Annotated in this window: 20 protein-coding genes; 8 read left to right on the top strand and 12 right to left on the bottom strand. The window is 65.2% G+C overall.

All coding sequences use genetic code 11. The features are described 5' to 3' along the window. Positions 1 to 16 precede the first annotated feature (16 nt). From IEY28_RS17460 to IEY28_RS17450, 3 genes are read right to left on the bottom strand one after another with little or no spacing between them, the layout of a single operon-like run. Positions 17 to 895: a carbohydrate ABC transporter permease gene (locus tag IEY28_RS17460; RefSeq protein ID WP_189000934.1), complete on the bottom strand. Its 879-nt coding sequence runs from the start codon at positions 893 to 895 to the stop codon at positions 17 to 19. Then, positions 895 to 1,827, bottom strand: coding sequence for a carbohydrate ABC transporter permease (locus IEY28_RS17455; protein WP_189000931.1), 933 nt, complete (start codon positions 1,825 to 1,827; stop codon positions 895 to 897). Before IEY28_RS17455 ends, IEY28_RS17460 begins: the two co-directional genes overlap by 1 nt. Before the next feature lie 42 nt (positions 1,828 to 1,869). Continuing rightward, positions 1,870 to 3,297, bottom strand: coding sequence for an ABC transporter substrate-binding protein (locus IEY28_RS17450; RefSeq protein ID WP_189000928.1), 1,428 nt, complete (start codon positions 3,295 to 3,297; stop codon positions 1,870 to 1,872). A gap of 371 nt (positions 3,298 to 3,668) precedes the next feature. Between IEY28_RS17450 and IEY28_RS17445 the strand changes: the two genes are divergently transcribed. The 3 genes from IEY28_RS17445 (at position 3,669) to IEY28_RS17435 (ending at position 7,022) form a co-directional block, all read left to right on the top strand. After that, positions 3,669 to 4,703 carry an alcohol dehydrogenase catalytic domain-containing protein gene (locus tag IEY28_RS17445; protein ID WP_189000925.1) on the top strand — a complete coding sequence of 345 codons (1,035 nt, stop codon included), beginning with the start codon at positions 3,669 to 3,671 and terminating at the stop codon, positions 4,701 to 4,703. 281 nt (positions 4,704 to 4,984) lie between these two features. Continuing rightward, positions 4,985 to 5,776 carry an IclR family transcriptional regulator gene (locus tag IEY28_RS17440; protein ID WP_229783175.1) on the top strand — a complete coding sequence of 264 codons (792 nt, stop codon included), beginning with the start codon at positions 4,985 to 4,987 and terminating at the stop codon, positions 5,774 to 5,776. Positions 5,777 to 6,431: 655 nt separating this feature from the next. Next, positions 6,432 to 7,022: a 50S ribosomal protein L15e gene (locus tag IEY28_RS17435; RefSeq protein ID WP_189000922.1), complete on the top strand. Its 591-nt coding sequence runs from the start codon at positions 6,432 to 6,434 to the stop codon at positions 7,020 to 7,022. Positions 7,023 to 7,143: 121 nt separating this feature from the next. On the opposite strand, the gene IEY28_RS17430 is transcribed toward IEY28_RS17435, so the two are convergent. The 4 genes from IEY28_RS17430 to IEY28_RS17415 form a co-directional block, all read right to left on the bottom strand. Beyond that, positions 7,144 to 8,181 (bottom strand): Brp/Blh family beta-carotene 15,15'-dioxygenase, encoded by a 1,038-nt coding sequence (locus IEY28_RS17430; RefSeq protein ID WP_189000921.1) that lies wholly within the window; start codon positions 8,179 to 8,181, stop codon positions 7,144 to 7,146. Further along, positions 8,172 to 8,897 carry a lycopene cyclase domain-containing protein gene (locus tag IEY28_RS17425; protein ID WP_189000918.1) on the bottom strand — a complete coding sequence of 242 codons (726 nt, stop codon included), beginning with the start codon at positions 8,895 to 8,897 and terminating at the stop codon, positions 8,172 to 8,174. The genes IEY28_RS17430 and IEY28_RS17425 overlap by 10 nt, the downstream gene beginning before the upstream one ends. 34 nt (positions 8,898 to 8,931) lie before the next feature. Beyond that, positions 8,932 to 9,903, bottom strand: coding sequence for a phytoene/squalene synthase family protein (locus tag IEY28_RS17420; RefSeq protein WP_189000915.1), 972 nt, complete (start codon positions 9,901 to 9,903; stop codon positions 8,932 to 8,934). Positions 9,904 to 10,162: 259 nt separating this feature from the next. Continuing rightward, complete coding sequence (locus tag IEY28_RS17415; RefSeq protein WP_189000911.1) at positions 10,163 to 11,743, bottom strand: bacterio-opsin activator domain-containing protein; 1,581 nt, start codon at positions 11,741 to 11,743, stop codon at positions 10,163 to 10,165. Between the two features lie 158 nt (positions 11,744 to 11,901). Here IEY28_RS17415 and IEY28_RS17410 point away from each other — a divergent pair, with 158 nt between their 5' ends. Together IEY28_RS17410 and IEY28_RS17405 are read left to right on the top strand one after the other, a co-directional pair. After that, complete coding sequence (locus IEY28_RS17410; protein ID WP_189000908.1) at positions 11,902 to 12,186, top strand: DUF7562 family protein; 285 nt, start codon at positions 11,902 to 11,904, stop codon at positions 12,184 to 12,186. 75 nt (positions 12,187 to 12,261) lie between these two features. Further along, positions 12,262 to 13,578: an RNB domain-containing ribonuclease gene (locus IEY28_RS17405; RefSeq protein ID WP_166968335.1), complete on the top strand. Its 1,317-nt coding sequence runs from the start codon at positions 12,262 to 12,264 to the stop codon at positions 13,576 to 13,578. Position 13,579: 1 nt separating this feature from the next. Here IEY28_RS17405 and IEY28_RS17400 read toward each other — a convergent pair whose 3' ends face one another. Further along, positions 13,580 to 13,933, bottom strand: a complete 354-nt coding sequence (locus IEY28_RS17400; protein ID WP_166968334.1) for a winged helix-turn-helix transcriptional regulator — start codon at positions 13,931 to 13,933, stop codon at positions 13,580 to 13,582. Between the two features lie 91 nt (positions 13,934 to 14,024). Here IEY28_RS17400 and IEY28_RS17395 point away from each other — a divergent pair, with 91 nt between their 5' ends. After that, positions 14,025 to 14,765, top strand: a complete 741-nt coding sequence (locus IEY28_RS17395; RefSeq protein WP_189000905.1) for an ABC transporter ATP-binding protein — start codon at positions 14,025 to 14,027, stop codon at positions 14,763 to 14,765. Beyond that, a complete protein-coding gene (locus IEY28_RS17390) occupies positions 14,762 to 16,378 on the top strand; it encodes a hypothetical protein (protein WP_189000902.1) in 1,617 nt (538 codons plus the stop codon). The genes IEY28_RS17395 and IEY28_RS17390 overlap by 4 nt, the downstream gene beginning before the upstream one ends. A 1-nt stretch (position 16,379) precedes the next feature. Here IEY28_RS17390 and IEY28_RS17385 read toward each other — a convergent pair whose 3' ends face one another. Continuing rightward, positions 16,380 to 16,979, bottom strand: a complete 600-nt coding sequence (locus IEY28_RS17385; protein WP_189000899.1) for a transcription antitermination protein — start codon at positions 16,977 to 16,979, stop codon at positions 16,380 to 16,382. 71 nt (positions 16,980 to 17,050) lie between these two features. Between IEY28_RS17385 and IEY28_RS17380 the strand changes: the two genes are divergently transcribed. After that, positions 17,051 to 18,232, top strand: coding sequence for an MBL fold metallo-hydrolase (locus tag IEY28_RS17380; protein ID WP_189000896.1), 1,182 nt, complete (start codon positions 17,051 to 17,053; stop codon positions 18,230 to 18,232). Here IEY28_RS17380 and IEY28_RS17375 read toward each other — a convergent pair. The 3 genes from IEY28_RS17375 to IEY28_RS17365 form a co-directional block, all read right to left on the bottom strand. Further along, positions 18,229 to 18,522 (bottom strand): DUF6432 family protein, encoded by a 294-nt coding sequence (locus tag IEY28_RS17375; protein ID WP_189000894.1) that lies wholly within the window; start codon positions 18,520 to 18,522, stop codon positions 18,229 to 18,231. The two genes, IEY28_RS17380 and IEY28_RS17375, sit on opposite strands and share 4 nt — an antisense overlap. A 390-nt stretch (positions 18,523 to 18,912) precedes the next feature. Continuing rightward, a complete protein-coding gene (locus IEY28_RS17370; protein ID WP_189000891.1) occupies positions 18,913 to 19,992 on the bottom strand; it encodes a hypothetical protein in 1,080 nt (359 codons plus the stop codon). Positions 19,993 to 20,157: 165 nt separating this feature from the next. Continuing rightward, positions 20,158 to 21,612: a PKD domain-containing protein gene (locus IEY28_RS17365; RefSeq protein WP_189000888.1), complete on the bottom strand. Its 1,455-nt coding sequence runs from the start codon at positions 21,610 to 21,612 to the stop codon at positions 20,158 to 20,160. Between the last annotated feature and the right edge of the window lie 141 nt (positions 21,613 to 21,753).

The following is a 21,753-nucleotide window of genomic DNA, read 5'->3' as shown; positions in this document are numbered from 1 at the left end:
CGGGGGGAAGTCGTGCTCATTCCTTGATCACCACACCGAAGCTCAGTCCGGCCGCGAGATACTTGTTGACCGCGACGAGGAAGACGACGACGGGGATTATCATCGCCGTCGAGGCGGCCGCGAGCATCGACCATTCGATGGACCGGGAGCCGATGAACGAGTAGACGAACAGCGTCACCGGCACCGCTTCGAAGCTCGTCAGCACGAGTCCGAACAGCAGCTCTATCCACGCGAAGATGAAGCTGATGATGGCGACCGAGAAGATGCCGGGTTTGGCCGCCGGGAGGACGACCTTGCGGAACCCCTGAAACTGGGTCGCGCCGTCGACGCGTGCCGCTTCCTCTAGCGTCTCCGGGATGCCGTCGAAGAACGCCTTCATCACCCAGACGACAAGCGAGAGGTTGATGCTGACGTACATCAGCACCATCCCGATGCGGGTATCGAACAGGTTGAGCGCCCGGAAGATGACGAAAAACGGGATGACGACGGCGATAGGCGGGAGCATCCGCGAGGAGAGGATCCACACGAGCACGTCCCGTTGCATCGGGATGTCGTACCGCGAGAGGACGTACGCGGCGGGGACGCCGATGAGCAGGACGAGCACGACCGACGCGGCAACCATCACGACGCTGTTGGCGAACGCCGCGAGGAAGTCCGACTGCTGGGCGAGCTGGATGTAGTTGTACACCGTCGGCAGGAATATCCAGTCGGGCGGCAGCGAGTTCGCCTGTCCCGGCGGCTTCAGCGACATCGAGACGAGCCAGTACAGCGGGAACAGCACGACGAACGACCATCCCAGCAGGACGGTGTGTCGAACCACCGTGACGAGTTTCTCCCGCGTCTCCTTGTCGAGGCGCTGCGACGAGGTCGCGGACTGGGCGTCCTGGGTCGCCATCAGTCCCACACCCCCTCGAAGCCGACCTTCGCGATGATGACGTTACACAGCGCGACGACGAGGACGAGGTAGACGATGGCGATGGCGGCGGCCACGCCCAGCTGGTTGTTGATGAACATCTGCTCGTAGATGTTGATGCTCACGAGCTGGGTGGCCGTCCCCGGCCCGCCGTTCGTCAGCCCGTAGACGACGCCGAACGTCCGGAACAGGTCGATGAGCCGGATGAGGACGGCGACGAACACGACCGTCTTCATGTACGGGATGATGACGTGGACGTAGCGACGCCACAGCGGCGCGCCGTCGACCCGTGAGGCCTCGACGAGCGTGTCGGGCACCGACGAGAGGCCGGCGTAGAAGATGATGAACATGAACGGCGTCCAGTTCCACGTATCGAGGAGAATCACCGTCAGCAGCGGGACCTCCGAGAGGAAGTTCGGGGCCGCAAACGGCGTCCCCGTCTCTATCACGTACGGGATGATGCCGATTTCGCTGTTCAGCATGATTCGACCGATGGTCGCCAGCGAGACGGGCGCGACGGCCATCGGGACGATGAACAACACCCGGTAGAACGACTTCGCTCGCCCCGATTCGACGCCGGCGACGAGTGCGGCGAGGACGAACCCCAGAGCACTCTCTAGGAGCAACGCGCTGACGACGACGGTGATCGTGATGACGAACGAGTGGAACGCACCACCTCGGGTGAACGCCGTCTCGAAGTTGCTCAGCCCGACGAACTCGGCTTCGAAGACGTTGAACGTGGGTTCGGCTATCAGGCTGAGGTAGAGGTCGTAGGCGCCGGGGAAGAAGGTGATCATCACCATCACCAGCACCATCGGTGCCATGAACCAGTACGGGAGGTAGTCGTTCCACAGATCCCGGACTCTGGTGAGGGGCGTCTTGCTTGCCGTTTCTGTTTGGGTTGGTGTGCTCATGGGTCGAGGGGTGGTCTCGTGATGCTGGTGTGAGGTCGCATGTTACCCGCTGTAGATGTCCTCGGCGATTTTCGCTGCCTGCGTCATCGCCGCCTCGGCGGACTTCTGGCCGGCGATGGCGCGCTGCAGTTCCTCGGAGTAGCGCTGGCCCCATTCGGGGTACTTCCGGTCGAACGGGTCTGGCGCCGCTTCCTGCAGGGAGTCGAGCGTGACCTGTGCGAAGTTGTCACCCACGCGCGAGCGGAACTCGTCGTTCTCCCAGACGGACTGGCGCACCGAGAACGCAGCGCTGCTGTTCAGGTGCAGCCAGGTGTTGGTCGGTTCCGAGGACGCCCACAGCATGAACAGGAACGCCTGCTCGGAGTTCGAGGCGTTCTTCGACGTGGATATCTGCCAGTTGAACGCGTTCGGTGAGAACGTCCCGTCGGCCGGTTTCGGCGCCTTCGCGATGCCGATGTTCTCGGCAACCTTCGAGTCTTCGCCGGTCAGACCGGGCCAGAACAGGTTGGCGTCGGCGACGATGTGGCCCGCGCGGCCCTCCTGCATCGTGGTGAGCACGTCGGACCACGTCTGGGTCGACGCGCCTTCGGGACCGTAGTCCTGCAGCAGTTTGGTGTACCACTCCGCCGCGTCGATGACTCCCTGCGAGTCGAGACCGGAGTCGTCCGGGAAACTGTCCCACAGTTTGGCGCCGTGCTCACGGAGGAACGTGTTCAGGATGTAGATGTTCATCCCGTAGCCCTTCTGGCCGCGACCCACCGTGCCGACGACGTCGGACTCGTTTTCGTGGATCGTCTTCGCGTTCTGACGGAACTGCTCTAACGTCTCTGCGACTTCGAGGCCGTGCTTCTCGTAGAGGTCTTTGCGGTAGAACTGGGTCTGGACCTCGACGGTGATGGGGATGCCGGTCCACGTGTCGCTGTAGCCGCCACCGTGGGCCTGCCACTTCGACGCTTCGAAGAGGTCGTCCGGCTGGTACCACGCCTCGTCGTACAGACTGCTGTCCTCGAAGTACGGGTCGAGGGGCTGTATCCACCCTTCCTCGCGGAACTGGTTGACGACCTGATCCATGTAGAAGACGTCGAACTGCCCGGCACCGGTACTGACGTCGGTCTGTCGTTTGGTCCGGAACTGCTGTTCCGGGAGGATGTTCCAGACGACGTCGATGCCGGTCAGCTCCTCGAAGACCGGCACTGCGGGCTTGATTGCCGAAACCCACGGGTGCTGGACCGCACCGATGTTTATCTTCGTCCCCTCGAACTGTTTCCAGTCGATGTCGGCCCCGGTGTACTTATCGAGGGAGATGGCGAGTTCCCCGTCCGAACCGGTTCCGGTGCCGGTCGAGCCGTCACCGCTCGAACCGTCGCCACCCTCACTACCCGAGCCACCTCGCGTACAGCCAGCGAGGCCGCCGAGTAGTCCGACACCTGTCGCTTTCAGGAAGTTCCGTCTGTTGCGTTCGCTTGGCATATGTGCTTGCCTCGGACTAGCAACATAGTTCATGGATAATAAAACTATCTCCTCCCGGAAGGATAGCCACCGTCGGTCACGGGAATCGCCACACAGCGGGCGTTTCCCAGTGGCTCTCGGCCGAACCGTGGAAAGGTTTTAATAGGGCGTCCATCAACGTTCGTCCCGAGGCCGCGCGACGACGACAGTAGTCAGCCACACGTTCCGTGGCGCTCGCCCGGTCGGCCGGAGCACACGCTCACCGACGGGCGACTCGCAGACGACCGCCAACGACGGCCTGACCGGCCAGCACTCACCATGACCAGAGACAACCGCACGACAGAGCAGCACCGAACCGCCACAGCCACCGACGTCACCGCGGAGGACCACTGATGCGAGCGACCACACTCACGGGCGTCGGCGAAATCGAGGTACAGGAGCGGGAACGTCCGGAGCCGAAAGACGACGAGGTACTCGTCGAAGTCGGCGCGTGCAGCGTCTGTATGACCGACTACCACATGTACCACGGGACGTTCACCGCGCCGACCCCGCTGGTGCTCGGCCACGAGAGTTCGGGGACCGTCGCCGAAGTCGGCGCCGACGTCGACACCGTCGCAGTCGGTGACCGCGTCGCGATCAACCCGACCGTCCCCTGTAACGCCTGTTCGTACTGCAAGCGCGGGGAGACGCACCTCTGTGAGAACAACACGAGTATCGGCGGTGCCGGCGAGACGATTCTCGACGGCGCCTTCGCCGAGTACGTCCGCGTGCCGGCCATCAACGTCGAGGACATCGGCGAAATGTCCTTCGAGCGGGCCGCGCTCGCCGAACCGCTTGCCTGCTGTATCCACGGCGTCGAGCAGGTCGACCTCACGCCGGGCGACAGCGTCGCCATCGTCGGGGCCGGCCCCATCGGTCTCTTGCTCTTGCAGTCGTTCCGGAACGCCGGCGCCAGCCCCATCGTCGTCTCCGAACTCGACGATGAGCGGCGTGAACTCGCGAGCGAACTCGGTGCCGACGTCGTCGTCGACCCCGACGAAGTAGACCCCGAAGTCGCCATCCCCGAAGCGGCCGGTGGGAAAGTCGACGTCGGCGCGGAGGCCATCGGCCTCGTCCCGACGATCAAGCAGGCCAACGCGGTGACCGCCAAAGGCGGCTCGACGCTCGTCTTCGGCGTCCCCGATCAGGAGGCGACGATGGAGGTCAGTCCCTTCGACATCTTCTTCGACGAGGTCGGCTACCGCGGGTCGTTCTCGCTGACCACCGAGGACTTCGAGCGAGCGGTGACGATGCTCCGGTACGGCCGCATCGACGCCGACGCACTCATCACGGAGCGAATCGGTCTCGACGACCTCCCGACGGCGTTCGAGCGCATGGAGAACGCCGAGGGACTGAAGAAAGTCGTCGTCCCCGACACCGACGGCTGAGTGAGACGGTTTTCGCGCTAGGAAGTCGTGGTGAGAACGCTCACGAGCGACAGGCTGACAGCCTGTGGTGTCGTCGACGAGATACCAGGGGCACGGCCACTACGGCCGGGATTTCTCGACCACCGACCGCTCTGGCAGCCCGTTCTTGTCTACAGAACGCACAGATTCCGCACAGCATCGCTCGTACTAATCGATAGTGTCTGGTCTTTCGTGATGGATATATGTATGTCAATAGTTCACACCCGGCCAGCCGTTCTTCTGTAACGAACAGAGTTTTACGTGTGGCAGCAGTACACACGGACATCGTGACCGACACACCGAACTACACGATCGACGCGACGGAGACGTCGCTTGACTTACTCGAAACGCTCGTCGAATCGGCAGCCCCGATGGGGGTAACGGCGCTCGCCGACCGGCTAGACGTCTCGAAGAGCGTGGTCCACAACCACCTCTCGACGCTCCGTGCGCGCGGGTACGTCGTAAAACGCGACAGCCGGTACGAACCCTCACTGCGGCCGCTTGACATCGGCTCTCGCACCCGGGCGACGTTGCCGGTGTATCAGGCCGCACGCCACCACCTGGACAACCTCGCCGCGGCCGCCGACGAGACGACGGTCCTGTTCGTACTCGAAGCGCAGTCGGGGGTGCCGGTGTACATCGCGGAAGCCAGCGAAGGGTGGTCGCCCCAGTTCCACGAAGGCGAGCGACTCCCGCTTCACGTGAACGCGCCGGGGAAGGCGATTCTGGCCTCGCTCTCCGAGGACCGCGTCGACGACGTCTTGGACGAGACGGACCTCGTCGCTCCGACCAGCGCCACGATAACGGAACCGGACGAACTCAAGACCGCGCTGCGGGGCGTGCGCGACGACGCCGTCGCATTCTGCAGAGGAGAACAGTACGAGGGCATCGTCGGCGTCGCCACACCGGTGACGAACGACGACGCCGACACCGTCGCCGCACTCGGCGTCTGTGGCCCGGTAGACCGTCTGAGTGGCCGGTATCTGGAGGAGGACATCACGGGACAGGTCCTCAGCACTGCGAAGTCGATACAGGTCGACCTCACGGGCCAGTGACAAATATCCGACACAGAATAACGCGTGTATATGTGTTATTGCACGGGCCGCGTGACGGCGGCGTCGGGCCGTCGAGTCGCCCATCGTACCGCGACCTAGTTTCGGGATAACGGGCGTGCAGGTGGCAGTGACTCACACCCGATAGCGCGACAAATCGCATCGGTATCACAACTCCACAGCTATAGACAGCCATTATGGGATATTTGGAGGTATTCTCCACCTATTGATTCTCAATATCGCCATTATAATCTCGTTCTAGCGCTTTTTGGAGTGAGAGAGGGGAGTTATCGCCGGATTGCGGTGTATTTCGATAGGTTTGGAGAACTTTCCCACAGATATGGCATCTATCGGCCAACGTTACTCCCGAAGTTACTACTCCACCCCCACACTGTCGCAGTCAGTCGCGAGCGTCGGTATCAGAGTGATCGATAGCGACCGACGGCGACACAGTGCACGTCGCCACCTCGCGTACCGACAGCAGACCGTCGGTGTGACCGACCCACAGGCACGAGGACGGTCCGAATCGCTTAAGGGCGCTAACCGAAAACTCCGTGGTAACTCGCTGGACGACGGGCGCCAGCGGGCACCTGCGTGTGCAGGTCGGGATGTGAGTCGCCGACGCGACTTGAACCACGAAACGCCCGTGGTGAACACAATGGCACGAAGTGCATACTCGTACATCCGAGACGCGTGGCAGAGCCCCAAGGAAGGCAAACTCGCAGAACTGCAGTGGCAGCGCCAGCAGGAGTGGCGTGACGAAGGCGCCGTCGAGCGCATCGAGCGCCCGACCCGCCTCGACAAAGCCCGCTCGCAGGGCTACAAGGCCAAGCAGGGCGTCGTCGTCGCTCGCGTGTCCGTCCGGAAAGGCAGCGCGCGCAAGCGACGTCACAAAGCCGGTCGGCGCTCGAAGCGACAGGGCGTCACCCGCATCACCCGCCGAAAGGACATCCAGCGCGTCTCCGAAGAGCGCGCCGCCCGGGTGTTCCCGAACCTGCGCGTCCTCAACAGTTACTCCGTCGGGCAGGACGGCCGACAGAAGTGGCACGAGGTCATCCTCGTCGACCCCGAGCACCCGGCCATCCAGAACGACGACGACCTCTCGTGGATCTGTGAGGACGACCAGACCGACCGCGTCTTCCGCGGGCTGACCGGTGCCGGCCGCCGCAACCGCGGTCTGAGCGGCAAGGGCACCGGCTCCGAGAAGACCCGCCCGTCGCTGCGCAGCAACCGCGGCAAGGGCAAGTAACGCGGTATTTCTCTCCGTTTCCATCCTCACCAGCCACCGGTGTGACGCTACATCCAGACGCGTTGCTCCTGTGCGGCCTGTCCTGACTACGCCCAGACGCGTTGCTCCTGTGCGGCCTGTCCTAATACGCCCAGACGCGTTGCGTCCGGTCCATCACTGTCACCACCACCACGTGTGGGAGCGTGACGACGGCGATGAACACGAGGTAGAGCGCGACCCACTCGGGCACCGTCGCGGGCGGGTTCGGGACGAGGACGTACAGGCCCGCGAGCAAGCCCAGCGACGCGACGGTCAGCGGGAGGGCGTCGCGGGCGAACTGCGTGAACGCCGCCGTCGGGTCCCGCCCGCGGAGCGCCGCGACTGCGTCGTCGTCGACCAGTAGCAGGCGGGCGACGTGGCGCAGCGAGTGCCACAGGCAGAAGTAGACGCCGATGGCGAGTACCGGCGGGACGACAGCGAAGTACGCAGTGAGGCCCAGCGTCTCGGCGGCGTCGAGACGCCACGGGGCCGGATTCTCGGCGCGAGCGTAGCCGACGGCGAGCGTGCCGACCACGAGCGCCCCGTAGGCGACCGCCAGCGCCGCCCGGACGTCCGCGCGGAACGCCCACTCGATGGCGGCGACGGCGCCCGGCGCGAACAGGGCGACGAGGTCCACGGCGACCCGACGGTACCACCCCGGGAACGCGAGCAGGGGGACGAGCATCGGGAGGCCCCCGCGAACGATGACGGTGGCCGCCCGCTGGGGGACCGAACGGAGGTGGTCGGCGTCGGCGAGCGCCCGCAACGCGTAGAGGTCACCCTGCCCCCAGTGGAACCACGTGACGGCGATGAAGAGAACGAAGGCCGCCGCCGGTGTGAGGAACCAGCCGACGGCGTAGGCCCCGCCGACGAGTCCGTAGAGCGCGAACACCCGGGCGATGGCCCGCCAGTCCGGGCGCTCGCCCCGGGAGCGAGCGACGGCGAGGTGGTCGACCGCGCCGTGGGGCAGGCCGAGGACGAGGACGCTGGCGACCAACGGGACGTACTGGAGTGTCGGGGGGACCGACAGGCCGGCGAGAAACGGGACGGCGAGGGCGGCGCTAGCGACCCACGAAGGTAGGAAGACGGTCCGGCGAATCGTCTCGCGGGCCGGGGCCGCGAGGCGGTCGGTCACCCCCATCTGTCACAGAGCCACGCGAAGAGGACCAGTCCCTGTACGACGAACAGCGACGTCAGCAGGAAGAAGACGGCCTCCTCGACGGGGAGGCCGAGGAGGGGTATCGCCAGTCCGGTCGTGTACTGGTCCGACAGCGTCCACACGCCCAGTGCCAGCGCGATGCGGTCGGCGACCCAGAGGTACAGCGTCGGGACCAGCGTCCCGAGGGCGACGGTGCGCCACTCCGCGACGAGAAACGGCCACCCGAAGGCCCACTGGATAGCGAGGATGGGGACGCTCCAGACCAGCAACGATCCGAGATAGAGGCCGTCGGGACTGTCGAGTAACGCGACGCCGACGGCCGCGACCAGGCCGGCAGCCAGTAGTCCGAGCGCCCGCGTCGGCACCGGTATGGCGAGCGGTCGCGTCGTATCGACGCCGTAGCGAGCGACCCACAGGCCGACGCCGACTGGCTGGAAGACGAAGAAGAGATACTCGCCCAGCGGCGCGGCCCACAGCCGGGTCAGAACGGTTCCCGCTCCGTACCACCAGACGCCGCGGGCGACGAGGTAGTTGTCCCACGGCGTCGTGTAGACGAGCGCCAGCGCCGCCAACAGGGCCGTCCCCGAGAGGACGACCCGACGGCTGGCCAGCCGATAGCGCGCAGTGAGTGCTAGTCCGGCCAGCACGGGCAGGACCAGCACCGCGTGGAACTGCAGGTAGGTGAGACTCGGGGTCATCGGTGTGACGAGGGGGCGAGCGGGAACGGCCGGCTCATCCACGCCAGGTCGGTCGGCCGTGACTGTGGACGTCGGTCGGAACGGTGTCCGGGCCGCGCTCGGAGACGGCACTGACGGCGTAGAAGGTGGCTTCGGGGTCGCCGTTGCGCCGCCAGTGCCACCACGTCCGGGCGAGCAGCCAGAGCCGGCGGCGGCGGGTGAGTTCCGGCGTCTCCGTCAGCACGTCGTAGCCGCGGTTCCGGATGAGCCGGTGGTGTTCGGCATACAGCACCGCCGACAGCAGGACGCCGAACTGACAGTCCTCGGGGAGATAGCTGATTCCTTTGACCCCCTCGCGGTACAGTTCGTCGGTGCGGGCCAGTTCCTCCTGCATCACGGCGCGGAAGGCGTCGTCGACCTCCGCGTTCGCGAGTTGCTCCTCGGTGACGCCGTGCCGTTCGAGCGTCTCTTGCGGGAGGTACACGCGCCCGTAGTCGTGGATGTCCTCGCGGACGTCCCGGAGGAAGTTCGACAACTGGAACGCCTCCGCGAGCGCTTCGGCGTGGGGGAGTGCCACCTCTTTCTGTGGCGGGTCCATCACCATCGTCATCATGTTCCCGACGGCGACGGCCGACCCGCGCATGTACCCTCGCAGGTCCTCGAACGTCTCGTAGCGAGCCTGTGCGATGTCCATCTCCATGGCGTCGATGAAGACGTTTATCTCCTCGTCGGGGATGTCGTGTTCCTCGCGGAGGTCCTGAAACGCCGCCAGCACGGCCCCGTCGTCGGTGTCCTCGGGGTCGCGGTTGCCCAGTGCCGCCTCTCGTATCGTCTCCAACCGTTCGTGTTGGACGTTCGGTGGCGGGCCCTCCGGCTGGTCGACCACCTCGTCGGCGACGCGGAAGAAGGCGTACATCACGTAGGTCGGGTAGCGAATCCGCTCCGGGAGAACCCGGGTCGCGAGGTGGAACGTCCGGCCGGTCTGCTGTTGGATCGATTTGCTCGTTCGGATGTTGTCAGATTGCATTGAGTGCTGGCGACAGGTCGGTCATCGAATGATACGTCGGTGCCGCGACAGGCACCGACACCGGGTCCGCTGTCGAGCCGTTTCACCCGTCTGAGGCGTCGGCTCGGCCGCGACCGTTCGCGTAGGTTGCGTGATACGACCCGGGTCGGAGTGACACATCGTCTACAAACAAATAGGCGGAGAACAACTTTAAACTGTGTACCCAACTGCTTTGGACCACCCGGGACGCCGGTCGCTTCCCTCGGTTTGTCCGGCAGTCTCACCACGTCTCGAATATCTCTTCCAGTAGCTTCCGCTCGCCCGCTCGGAGGTGCTGATGGAACGTCGACGGGCAGATGTCCATCGAATCGGCCAGTTCCTCGCCGGAGACGTCCCGCGGCCAGTCGAAGAAGCCGCCGAGATACCCCTTCCTGAGGGCCGTCAACTGTCGGTTCGTCAGACGATCCTCCAGCGTGGCGAGGAACGCCTGCCGGGAGACCGGTGGCTCGTCGCGTTCGCGGACGGCCACGAGGTCCGTGCCGGGGTAGCGGTCGCGGACGTGTTCGACGACGCTTCGCGTCTCGGTGGTCGCCGGGAGCGTCACCGAAAACACGGCGTGGTCAGGCGTCACAGTGATGTCGCGGGTCTCCGCGCCGCGGTCGGCAAGCAGCGAGACGACCGGCGGGTCGCCGACCGAAAACTCGAACAGCGACGCCGACTCCGACGTCGAGACGTGCGTCACGGCGGTGACCTGTGGGTGGTCGGCGGCGGCCGCACACACCGCCGAGGGGTCCTCGGTCTCCACGAGGAAGAACATCACCGTCTCCTCGTCGTCGGCGACGCTCCCGCCGTACTCCATCCGACAGCCCAGTTCCCGGGCCAGCGCGACGAAGAAGATGTCGTCGTCGCGTATCTGCAGTTCCAGTTCCGTGACGTTGTCCGTCGTCAGTAGCTTGCTGGTCTCGGTGGCGTCGATGGCCGTCGAGATGGCCTGTCCGACCGCTCCGAGTACCGCCCGCTCGCGCGGGTCGAATACGCTGGCCTCGTCGGCGTACACCGTGAGCACGCCGTACAGCGACTCACCGGCGACGAGCGGCACGGCCGCGACGGACGCGACGTTGCCGCCGGCCAGTTCGCGGTGGTGCTCGCCGATATCGTCGGTCGCGACCTGAATCTCCTCGGTTCGGGCCGCGAGAGCGACGGGGTCGTCATCGGACAGCGAGACGGCGAGGTCGGCGTCCCGGTCCGTCGACAGCGCCGCCGGCCGGAGCGCCTCGTCGCGCAAATCGAACGCCGCTATCCACGCGAACTGGTAGGAGTCGACGGCCGCTAGCCGGTCGACTACGACCTGCTGGATGTCAGACCGCGACCCGGCGGTCATCACGTCGTTCATCACCCCCGTGACGAGGCCGTCCAGTCTGTCGACGAGGTGTTCGAGGTTCGAGCGTTCGGCGCGCAACTGCTCGCTGCGGCGTTCGGCCGCCAGTTCCGCGAGTTTCCGCTGGGTGATGTCGATGTGGGCCACGACGGCACTGCCGGCCTCGTCCTCGGGGAGCGGCGCGACCCGCATCAGGAACCACTGCTTCTCGTCCGGCGAGTGGCAGGGGTACTCCAGCGTGAACAGGTCCCGGTCGCCCGAGATAACGGACTCGATGCCGTCGACGGCTTCCGCGGCGTACTCGTCGGCGTCGACGTCGGTCGTCCCGAAGTAGTTCACCCCTTGCATCTCGCCGTCGTCGGCGCTGGCGAACTCCTGCCAGGCGCGGTTGGTAAAGAGGATGGTCCCCTCGTCGTCGAGGACAGCGATGTTGATGGGGAGCGTATCGAGCGTCGAGTGCGCGAGTGTCTGTGGTGGCTTCATTCGCAAGTGCCTCGGCTACGACGTGCCGTTACCACTCGTAGAGGTGGCTCGTGGATAAACGTGTGGCCGGAATCCCTAACTGAATGGGTATCGGTGTGCCCACACTGGGGCTTGCCCGTGCGGAAAACACTATAGTATGCCAGCCGCTACCGGTGAGTATGTTCGGGTCCCGGAGCGACCGGGAGACGGTGACCTGTATCGCCTGCGGTGACCGCCTCGCCCGGTCTGATGCCCGCGAGTACGACAAGCACGGGGACCGATGGGAGCGCCGGGACAAGGCGTTCGAGTACCTCTGTAAGGGGTGTTTCGCGGATACGTCCCACCAGCCACGGGGCGATCTCGAAGCGACGCTCGACGACGCCGGGGCCGGCGAGACCGACCGAGAGACGTTCCTCCGTCGGTACCGAGAACTCGCCGAGGAGAACAGCGTCGAACGCGAGTGAGCGACGAGACGGTCGGTTGCGAGTGCTGATTCTGACCCCGACAGTCCTAACTACACCGTGGGCGTAGCCGGGGGCATGACCACCGAAGACGCCCAGTCGGCGGCCGGCACCGCCGAGGGGCAGGGCCCCGTCGAAATCGACGAGGAGATGGCCCGCCACATGGAGAACAAGCGCGAGGAGTTGTTCGAGAAGTTCGGTATCCGCGACGAGTTCCCGCCGGAAGTGCTCGAAGAGGCGAAAGAGCGCACGCAGGACGTCCAGCAGGAGATCGCCGACGAGGTCGACGAGCGCCGTGACCTCCGCGAGATGACGACGTGGACGACCGACCCCATCGACGCCCAGGACTTCGACGACGCCATCTCGGTCGAAGAGCGAGACGACGAGTACGTGCTGTGGGTCCACATCGCCGACGTGACCCACTACGTCAACCCCGACACCGCGATGTGGGCCGAAGCCGTCGAACGAGGCAACACCGTCTACCTCCCGGGTTACACCATCCACATGCTCCCGCCCGTCCTCGCCGAGACGGTGTGTTCGCTCGTCCCCAACGAGGACCGACTGGCCCACACCGTCGAGATGCATCTGGACAAGGAGAACCTCTCCTACGAGACCATCGAGATATACAAGTCCGTCATCGAGAGCGACGCCCGCCTCACCTACACGGAGGCCGAGAACCTGCTCGACGACCCCGAGACGGCCGACGACCTGCTCGAAGACACGAGCGTCGACCTCGCAGAGAAGACCGAACTCATCTGGGAACTGGCCGACCGGATGCACGAACAGCGCAAGGAGGACGGCTCGCTCGTCCTCAACCCCGCGAGAGACCGCGCCCACACCATCATCGAGGAGTGCATGCTGAAGGCCAACAAGGCCGTCACGCACGAACTGATGTGGGACCGCGGCGTCGAGGCGATGTACCGCGTCCACCCGCAACCGAGCCCCGAGGAGTGGGACGAAGCGCTCGTCGAGATCCAAGATCTCGACGGCGTCTCCATCCCCGGGTCGACGTGGGACGACCCCCGGAAGGCCGTCAACGCTACCCTCGAACAGGCCCCCGGCCGCCAACTCGATAAGATTCAGTGGGCCGTGATGAAGGTGATGCCGCGCGCGAAGTACATGAACGACCCCTTCGGCGGTCACCACGCCCTGAACTTCGAGATTTACGGCCACTTCACCTCGCCGATCCGCCGCCTCTCGGACCTCATCAACCACTGGATCGTCTACACCAACGACGTACCCGAGGACCTCGTAGCACTGTGTGACCGCGCCAGCGACCGGCAGAAAGACGCCGAGCAGTGCGAACGCGAGTACAAGAAGTTCCTCGAAGAGATCGGTCTGGACGCGGCGGCCGTGAACAACCGCGGTCTGGAAGTCATCGAGTCCGAGGACTGAGCTACGTCGGGGGCTGTCCCTCGGTGAGGTGATCGCGACTCCAGGACTGGAGCGCGTCGATAATCGGGCCGAGGTCCGCTCCGGCCGTCGTCAGCGAGTACTCGACGCGGACCGGTTTGTCGTCGATGACGTCACGGGCGACCAGTCCCGACTCCTGCAGGTCGTCGAGCGCTTCCGAGAGCACCTTATCGGAGATGCCGTCGACGCGGGCCTTCATGTCGTTGAACCCGAGCGGGCCGTCTACGATGAGCGTGTGCAACAATACCGGATGCCACTTCCTGCCGAGAATCGCCGTGGCGCGGCGGAGTTGCCGACTGTCACTGGTCTGCCCGCAGGACGCATCCCCATCGGTCATACTGCCTCCGCGTTCAGACGGGTGGATAATATAGATACTGGCAACCGTCCGGTGGACAAAACCTATTGAACCCCAGGGTGGCAGTGAAACTATGTGCCCTCCAGCACCGGCGATAGTCGCCGACGGACTGACGAAACGCTACGGCGACGCCGTCGCGATAGCCGACCTCGACCTCACTGTCGACCCCGGGAACGTCTTCGGGTTCCTCGGGCCAAACGGCGCCGGGAAGACCTCGACTATCCGCATCCTGACGACGCTGACCGAACCGACGGCCGGAACCGCCCGCGTGGCCGGCCACCCGGTGAGCGACCGGGCGAGCGTCGTCGAACACATCGGCGTCCTCCCGGAGACGCCAGCGCTGTACGACGAACTCACCGGCCGCGAGCAACTGGAGTACGTCGCCGGCCTGCGCGGTCACGACGACTGGGACCGGGTCGAATCGCTCCTCGAACGGTTCGACCTCGCAGACGACGCGAACCGCCGGGTCGCTACGTACTCGAAGGGGATGAAGCAGAAGCTCGGTCTCGTACAGGCGTTGTTACACGAGCCAAGCGTCCTCTTTCTGGACGAACCGACCAGCGGACTGGACCCGCGCGCGGCCCGGACGGTGTGTGACACCATCAGCGAGGTGGCGGCCGCCGAGACGACCGTCTTCCTCTCGACGCACATCCTGCCGGTCGTCGAGGAACTCGCCGACACCGTCGGCGTCCTGTACGACGGCGACCTCGTGGCCGAGGGTGCGCCGAGCGAGTTGACCGACGACGTCGAGGCCGGGAGTACGCTCGAAGACGTGTTCCTCGACGTGACGAGCGAGCAAGCGACACAGCGATGATCGGCCCGAACTGGCGGCGGGCCCACCTCGTGACCCGCATCGAACTCCGGCGGACGTTGCGAAGTCTTCTCGACAGCGCTCGCGGTATCCTCGTCCTCGCCGGCGTCGGCCTCTTCGTCCCGGCGTACAGCCTCGGCATCGGTGCGATTGCGTTCTTCGGCGGCGGGGCGTTGACGGAGTTACCCACAGCGGACGTGCGAACGGCCGTCGTGGCCGTCCTTCTGGGGCTGCTTACGCTCGTGACGTTCGTCGAGGTGCAGCGGTCGGCCAAACAGATCGGCGAACCGGACGGCCTCGACGGGTTGCTGACGACACTCCCGTACACCGACGTCCTCGCCGGCGTCGTCGGTGCCGAACTCGCCCGGGCCCTCGCCGTCCTCGGGGCACCAGTGCTCGCACTCGCCGTCGGTCTGTCGGCCGGAACCGGGTTCGTCCTCGTCGGCCCGGTAGTGCTGGTGACGACGCTCCTCGTCGTCACGCTCGGATTGCTACTGGGCTACGCGGGTGGGCTGACGGTGAAACTCGTCGCCGCCCGGTCCGCGTTCGTCGCCCGTCACCGTGCCAGCATCGGGTCCGCCGCGTCGCTCCTCCTGACGGTCGGGTGGCTCGCGGTGTGGTCTGCTCAGTCCGGTCAACTGGCGATACTCCGCGCGCTCACGGACTCGCCGCTCCTGTGGCTCGCCGACGTGGTCCTCGTTGCGGTTCCCGGGACGACGGCGGACCCGCTGGCGGTCGTCGTCGGCGGTGTGGCACTGGTCGGCAGCCTCCCCGTCACCGCCGTCGGCTGTCGGTGGCTGGCCGAACGCGTCTGGTACGTCGACCCGGTCCAACCGGACCACGAGTTCGACCCGGACGAGCGGACGCTCTCGGACCGCCTGCTTGCCGGGCGCGTCCCGAGCGCCACACGGGTCGTCGCCCAGAAGTCGTGGCTCCGGGCGAGACGCGCGCCGTTCACTGTCCAGTTCGCCGTCGTCCCGGTGTTCTTGCTCCTCGTCTCGCAAGGGCAGTTCCTCCTGCGAGGACGTGGTGCGCCGACGACGCTACCACTGACCGTCGGCGTAGCCACCGCAGCGGCGTTTGGCGCGGCGTTCACGCTCAACCCCCTCGGCGGCGAGGAGGGCGTCCTGCCGCTGACGCTGACGACTGCCGTCTCCGGTCGAGCGTTCGTCGCCGGCCTCGTGCTGGCCGGCGTCCTCCCCGGTCTCGTCGTCGCGCCCCTCGTCGTCGTCGGTCTCGGTGCCGCGGTCGAGACGCCATCGCTCCCGCTGCTTGCGGCACTCGCGACCGCTCTCGTCGCGACGGTGGCCGCACCCGCTATCGCCGCTGGTTGTGGCGTCGTCTTCCCGAAGTTCGAGCCGTCGTCCGTCCACGGCCGAGACGTGACCGTCCCGAGTAGCTTCGCCTTCGGGGGCTACTTCCTCGTCTTCGGAGCGGTCGTAGCGCCGGCGAGCGCCGCCGTCCTGCTCTCCATCGGCCTGCCGTTTCCCGTCCCCGTCGAGACGCCGGCGCTCCTCGCTGGGGGGCTGGCCGCGACGGCCGTCCTCGGCGGCCTCGCCACCGTAGCGGGGTTCCTGTACGCGGCCAACCGCGTCGCCACCTACCGGCTCCCCTGAATCAACAGATAGGCTTTGGGTCCAGTCCCATCCCCTCCAACGTCTCGGCGTAGTCCGCGTACGCGGCCTCGATAGCTCCAACCGCGGCGTCACGGGCCACGTCGCGCCCCTCGTCGTCGAGCGTCGATAGTGCGTCACGCGCGGGGTCGAGGTCGCTCGCGTCGGCCCGCAGGTCGCGGAACGTGTCGGCCCCGGCCTCGTCGGCCTCGTTGACGAAGAAGTTCACCACCTGCAGGTAGAACCGGTCGGCTATCAGCGGGACGGCGACGAGCCCCGCTCCGACGCGAGCGTCCGTCGACGCCACCGTCTGGAGATGGTCGGCGAGTGCGTCGGGGTCGCCGGGGTCGGCGTCGATACGGTCGGCGCGGTCACGGGCGGCCCCGGCGGCAGTCGCGAACGCCTCACTGGCGGCCCCGGCATCGTCGGCCCAGCCTGAGAGTCCGTCCGCGACGCCGACTTCGCGAGTTACCGCTGCCTCGCGGACGGCCGCCGGCGTCAGGTCGGCACCGGTGGCCGCGATGAGCAGTTTGTCCGAGCCGAGTCGGTCCAGTTCAGTTCCCGCCTCCTCGCGGACGGCATCGAGTGTCTCGGCGGCGTCCATACCACCGTGGAGGGACGCTCGACGCTTAGAACCCCCGCCCGATTTATCGGCTGTCGGAACCTAGCTGATGCATGGCCGAAGAGTACCCCGACCCGCCGGCCGCGCATCCCTCGCTGTCGGCGGCCGACCTGAAACGACGCCTCGACACCGGCGAGTCGGTCCGCCTGCTCGACGTCCGCGACCGGAACGAGTTCGAGCAGTGGCACATCGACGGCCCGTCGGTCACGGCGACACAACTCCCGTTCGCGAAGTTCCTGCAGGCGAAGGTGACCGACGGCGTCGACGACCTCGTGGCCGACGTAGACGGCGACGGCCCGATTACCGTCGTCTGTGGCCGCGGCGAATCCAGCGGTTTCGTCGCCGGCCTCCTGATCGACCACGGCGTCGACGCGCGCAACCTCGCCGACGGGATGCGCGGGTGGGCACGCCTCTACGAGAGCCACGAGGTCCCTTGCGACGCGGCGACCGTCGTGCAGTACCAGCGTCCGTCGTCCGGCTGTCTCTCCTACCTCGTGGTCAGTGACGGCGAGGCGGCCGTCGTAGACCCGCTTCGGGCGTTCGCCGACCGCTACGCCGACGACGCGGCCGACCACAATTCGACACTCCGGTACGCCCTCGATACGCACGTCCACGCCGACCACGTCAGCGGCCTGCGACGACTCGTCGACGACCACGGCGTCGAACCGGTGCTGCCCGCCCGCGCGGCCGACCGCGGCGTCACCTTCGACGTGACCGAACTCGGCGACGACGAGACGCTCGCTGTGGGGTCGACGACGCTCGACCCGATTCCGCTCCCCGGCCACACCACCGGCATGACCGGGTTCCGTGTCGGCGGCGTCCTCCTCGCCGGTGACAGCCTCTTCCTCGAGAGCGTCGCTCGGCCTGATCTAGAGGAGGGCGACGCCGGCGCCCCGGACCTCGCCCGCTCACTCCACGAGACGCTGACCGAGCGCCTCGCACCGCTTCCTGACGAGACCCTCGTCGCGCCGGGCCACTACTCCGAATCGGTAGACCGTGCCGACGACGGCACCTACACCGCGCCGCTCGGGACGCTCCGCGAGCGACTCTCCGCGTTCGATATGGACCGGGAGACGTTCGTCGAGCGCATCTGTGCGGACGTTCCCCCACGACCCGCCAACGTCGAACGCATCATCGCCGTCAACCTCGGCACCGACGACGCCGACGACGACACCGCCTTCGAACTCGAACTCGGCCCGAACAACTGCGCCGCGGCGCCGATGGACGCCGCCTAGAACGGGAGCCGGCGCCGAAGTTGTTCGAACAGCGACGGCTCGTCGTCTGTCGCGTCCGGGCCGACGACGTCCTCGTCAGGGAGGATGACGGTCCGCTCGCCGTCGTCGTCGACCTCGATGAGGTCGTCCTCTTTCAGCGCCGCCAGTGCGCCCTCTATCTGGTCGATGTTCACGTCCGCCTGGGAGCGAATCTCGAACACAGTCATCCCCTCGTTGTGGCGGTCCGCGAGCGCGTCGAGTACCGCAACCTCCGTCTCGTCCCGGTCGCGATACTCCGGCTTCGCTCTCATACTGGCCTCTATACCCGCCCGGCTCTTGGCTTTGTCCCTCGTTCTGATGCTGTGGCTCCGAAATGCGTTCGATCGATACTCGACCCCGCTATCGGAAACACGGGAATCATAGCTGCTACGGATGGCAGGTCCGCGGAAACCGTCGTACCAATCGCGGCCGTCGTCGCCGACGCTCGGACACGGCGGTCAACCTTTATCAGCCATTCGTGAGTTTTACGGTATCCTTCTAGACATATAAAGGACAATCGAAGTCGCACGCCTCGGCCGCTATCGAACGCAGAGAGAGATTCACAACGAGAACAGCCGATGCTCGAAAACAAAGCCGTCCACAAAACAACAGCAACGCGAAGAAAAGAAATCGAGAGAACAGTACCGGCAGACAGGACGTGTCTACCGAATCTTGAACTCCTCGCTCTTGTCCCGGTTGCCTATCTCGCCCGTAGAGGTAGCGTTGTCTGCCCCTTCGACGTACTTGAAGTGTGCTGGGCCGTAGTGTCGCGTTCTCCAGATATTGGCGTAGTATCGGTCGAAGTTCTGAGTCTCACGGTACGTCTGCGCCTGTTCCGACGTGAGGTAGGAGATACGGTACAGTTCCCCATCTGGCGTCACCGTTCGGAAGTAGATTCGCTCGGGTGCCCAGCTAGGATTGACTACACCGTCCGCATTCTGGTAACTTTTATCTACACCAGTGTACCCGTATAGCATAACCCCATCCAATTCAGCCATCTTCTCAAAAGTCCGGTTTTCTGGCTCGATGACGTACGTCACGGCGATATATTCTTCGTCGGCGTTCACCGAGTAGCCGGTGATGTTCGTCCAAGTGTGTTCGTTGAATACGGTGGTGTAGTCATAGGCAAATTCACCGAGTTGTTCGGTACGGTTCCACGACGACATATTCCCAGCGAACAGTACATCTCGCTGTTCGGGTGGGATGAACTGCTCGACGGTGAGGTAGTACGTGAACGCGGTGTTTGGCTCGCTTGACGTGGCGATGATGGTGTACTGCCCCGTCTCGGGGAGCGTCACCATCGTCAGGTCGGCGGCATCGCCCATCCCGCCATCATCGTCGAGGTCGATGACCGTCCCGTTCGGGCCGCGTAGCTTCACCAGCGGGTCGCCAGTAGGCGACCGCATCGAGATGTTGACTACCGTGCCGGCTTCCGCGGCAAACTGAACCGGCTCGTAGTATTTGCCGTCGCGCTTGGGGTCGCCCCCATCGAGGTCGCTATTGATAATGTGGCCTGCGTCCTGTTCGAGCGAGATGCTACGCAGGTCCGTCCCGTTCTGGGGGACAGTCGGCGTCGGCGTCGGCGTCGGGGTCGCCGTCGACTCCGGCGTGCTGGTTGTCCCATCGGGGCCAGTGTCGGTTTCGCCGACGCCGAGGCCGTTACAGCCCGCCGTAATCAGGAGAGCCGCAACTAAAACCGTAAGCAGAGCATTTCGAGACGTAGAGAGTGTGATTCGTAGCATTTCTGTAGTCCTCTGTCTTGTTGTAACTAATGTTTCTGCTTTAGAGTATATAAATATGGAGAAAAATCAAGCCATCAGAAGCTCGCCGAGAGAGTCAGAAAGGCGACCGTCCAAACGAGGGGGTGACAAAAACGGCCAGACGGAAATTGATTGTGGGCTGAGTGGTTACGCACCGATGCAGACGCCGCCGATTTTGACCGTACTGCAACCGCCGCCACCGCCGGAGTCGTCATTGCTGGACCCACCGGAGTCGTCGTTGCTGGACCCACCGGAGTCGTCAGAGCCGCCAGAGTCGCCGCCACCGCCACTCGACCCGTAGTGGTCGCTGGGCGACCCGCCGCTGAAGCTACCGGAGCTACTGGAGCTACCGGAGTCGTCTATCGGTTCGTGGCCAGACCCGCCCCCGGTGCCGCCAGCGAACAGGCCGCTACCCGTGCCACCACTACCAAAGTCGCTGGAGTCGTCGTTGCCGCCTATCGACCCGTAGTGGTCGCTGGGCGACCCTCCATTGAAGGTACTATCGGAGTCGTCGTTACCGCCACTCGATCCGGTGTCGTCGTTGCCGCCTATCGACCCGTAGTAGGGGTCACCAGACGAGCCGGATGTGACGCTTCCAGCCCCGCTAGACCCACCGGAGTTACTGGACCCGCCGGAGTTACTGGACCCGTCGGAACTGCCGTCCTGAGGGTCCATCTCCAAATCTCGGAGGGCCTTCTCCGTATGGACTTTCTGCTCCAGCGCCTTGTAGTCGTAGCCTCCTGTCACATCATTTACCTTGAACTCGTCCACATCCACGTAGTCTGAAGCGGTGACTCTATCGCCATCAACCCGCATCTGGATACCGTCGTCGCCGTTGCCCTCAACGATTGTTTGTTCGCCGGTCATAGGATTGGTAAGGACAACATCATTCAGGCAATCGTTGTTCCAGAAGTGACAGTCATCAGACGACGAGCCACCATCGGAGAGCGTCCCGCCGACGGACCCGTCTGTGACCACCACGACGCGCTTAGTAGCGGTCCCGCGCCGACCGACCGCGTCGTAGACGACGGCGCGAACCGATCGCGTACCAGCGTCGCCGAACGCGTGCGTGGTACTCACGCTCGCGTTCTCGCCGGAGAGGGACGTTCGGTCGGTGACGTTCCCGTCGACGACCCACGCGAGGGTCGAGAGGGTCCTGTCGGTGCCCTCGGCGTCGGCAGTGAACGTGACAGCGTCGTCACGTGTGACTGTCCCCGGTCCGGTGAGAGACACCGACGGTCCCGACGACGGTGAGACAGCGACGTGAAGGGTATCGGACCGCGTCGCGCCGTCGTCGTCGGTCACGGTCACGGTGACGTTGTACTGGCCGACCGCAGTCGGACGGAAGTGGGTCTGCCGACACGCTCGGCAGTCGGGCGAAGTAGTAGCGCCCGACGGCGTCTCGATTGACCACTCGACACGTGCGATAGTGCCGTCGGGGTCGCGTGTGCCGTTGGCATCGAGATACACCGTCGCATTGGCTGGAACGGTCTGGTCGAGACCGGCGTCGGCGAGCGGCGGCGCGTTTCCTGTGGCGGCCGCGGTGCCCGAGAGGAGCGTCGCTGTGAGGAGGGCGGCCACGACCAGACTGAGCAGGCGCATCGCTCGACGTTGGGCTCGCCAAATGGTATAAAATTACTTATCTATACTATACAAATAATGAAGGCATTGCCCGAAACGTATCACTGGGAGTTCGTCGCGAGCCTGACGGGTAGGGTTTAAGTAGGACACGGCGGCAAGAAC

It is taken from the genome of Haloarcula pellucida, assembly GCF_014647235.1.
Lineage (GTDB): Archaea > Halobacteriota > Halobacteria > Halobacteriales > Haloarculaceae > Haloarcula > Haloarcula pellucida.
This window is presented reverse-complemented; position numbering and strand designations above follow the sequence as displayed.

What these genes read in the sequence shown, in the direction of transcription:
- IEY28_RS17460 (WP_189000934.1), bottom strand. Translation starts at nt 895, where the DNA reads ATGGCGACCCAGGACGCCCAGTCCGCGACCTCGTCGCAGCGCCTCGAC.
- IEY28_RS17455 (WP_189000931.1), bottom strand. Translation starts at nt 1,827, where the DNA reads ATGAGCACACCAACCCAAACAGAAACGGCAAGCAAGACGCCCCTCACC.
- IEY28_RS17450 (WP_189000928.1), bottom strand. Translation starts at nt 3,297, where the DNA reads ATGCCAAGCGAACGCAACAGACGGAACTTCCTGAAAGCGACAGGTGTC.
- IEY28_RS17445 (WP_189000925.1), top strand. Translation starts at nt 3,669, where the DNA reads ATGCGAGCGACCACACTCACGGGCGTCGGCGAAATCGAGGTACAGGAG.
- IEY28_RS17435 (WP_189000922.1), top strand. Translation starts at nt 6,432, where the DNA reads ATGGCACGAAGTGCATACTCGTACATCCGAGACGCGTGGCAGAGCCCC.
- IEY28_RS17430 (WP_189000921.1), bottom strand. Translation starts at nt 8,181, where the DNA reads ATGGGGGTGACCGACCGCCTCGCGGCCCCGGCCCGCGAGACGATTCGC.
- IEY28_RS17425 (WP_189000918.1), bottom strand. Translation starts at nt 8,897, where the DNA reads ATGACCCCGAGTCTCACCTACCTGCAGTTCCACGCGGTGCTGGTCCTG.
- IEY28_RS17420 (WP_189000915.1), bottom strand. Translation starts at nt 9,903, where the DNA reads ATGCAATCTGACAACATCCGAACGAGCAAATCGATCCAACAGCAGACC.
- IEY28_RS17415 (WP_189000911.1), bottom strand. Translation starts at nt 11,743, where the DNA reads ATGAAGCCACCACAGACACTCGCGCACTCGACGCTCGATACGCTCCCC.
- IEY28_RS17410 (WP_189000908.1), top strand. Translation starts at nt 11,902, where the DNA reads ATGTTCGGGTCCCGGAGCGACCGGGAGACGGTGACCTGTATCGCCTGC.
- IEY28_RS17405 (WP_166968335.1), top strand. Translation starts at nt 12,262, where the DNA reads ATGACCACCGAAGACGCCCAGTCGGCGGCCGGCACCGCCGAGGGGCAG.
- IEY28_RS17400 (WP_166968334.1), bottom strand. Translation starts at nt 13,933, where the DNA reads ATGACCGATGGGGATGCGTCCTGCGGGCAGACCAGTGACAGTCGGCAA.
- IEY28_RS17395 (WP_189000905.1), top strand. Translation starts at nt 14,025, where the DNA reads ATGTGCCCTCCAGCACCGGCGATAGTCGCCGACGGACTGACGAAACGC.
- IEY28_RS17390 (WP_189000902.1), top strand. Translation starts at nt 14,762, where the DNA reads ATGATCGGCCCGAACTGGCGGCGGGCCCACCTCGTGACCCGCATCGAA.
- IEY28_RS17385 (WP_189000899.1), bottom strand. Translation starts at nt 16,979, where the DNA reads ATGGACGCCGCCGAGACACTCGATGCCGTCCGCGAGGAGGCGGGAACT.
- IEY28_RS17380 (WP_189000896.1), top strand. Translation starts at nt 17,051, where the DNA reads ATGGCCGAAGAGTACCCCGACCCGCCGGCCGCGCATCCCTCGCTGTCG.
- IEY28_RS17375 (WP_189000894.1), bottom strand. Translation starts at nt 18,522, where the DNA reads ATGAGAGCGAAGCCGGAGTATCGCGACCGGGACGAGACGGAGGTTGCG.
- IEY28_RS17370 (WP_189000891.1), bottom strand. Translation starts at nt 19,992, where the DNA reads ATGCTACGAATCACACTCTCTACGTCTCGAAATGCTCTGCTTACGGTT.
- IEY28_RS17365 (WP_189000888.1), bottom strand. Translation starts at nt 21,612, where the DNA reads ATGCGCCTGCTCAGTCTGGTCGTGGCCGCCCTCCTCACAGCGACGCTC.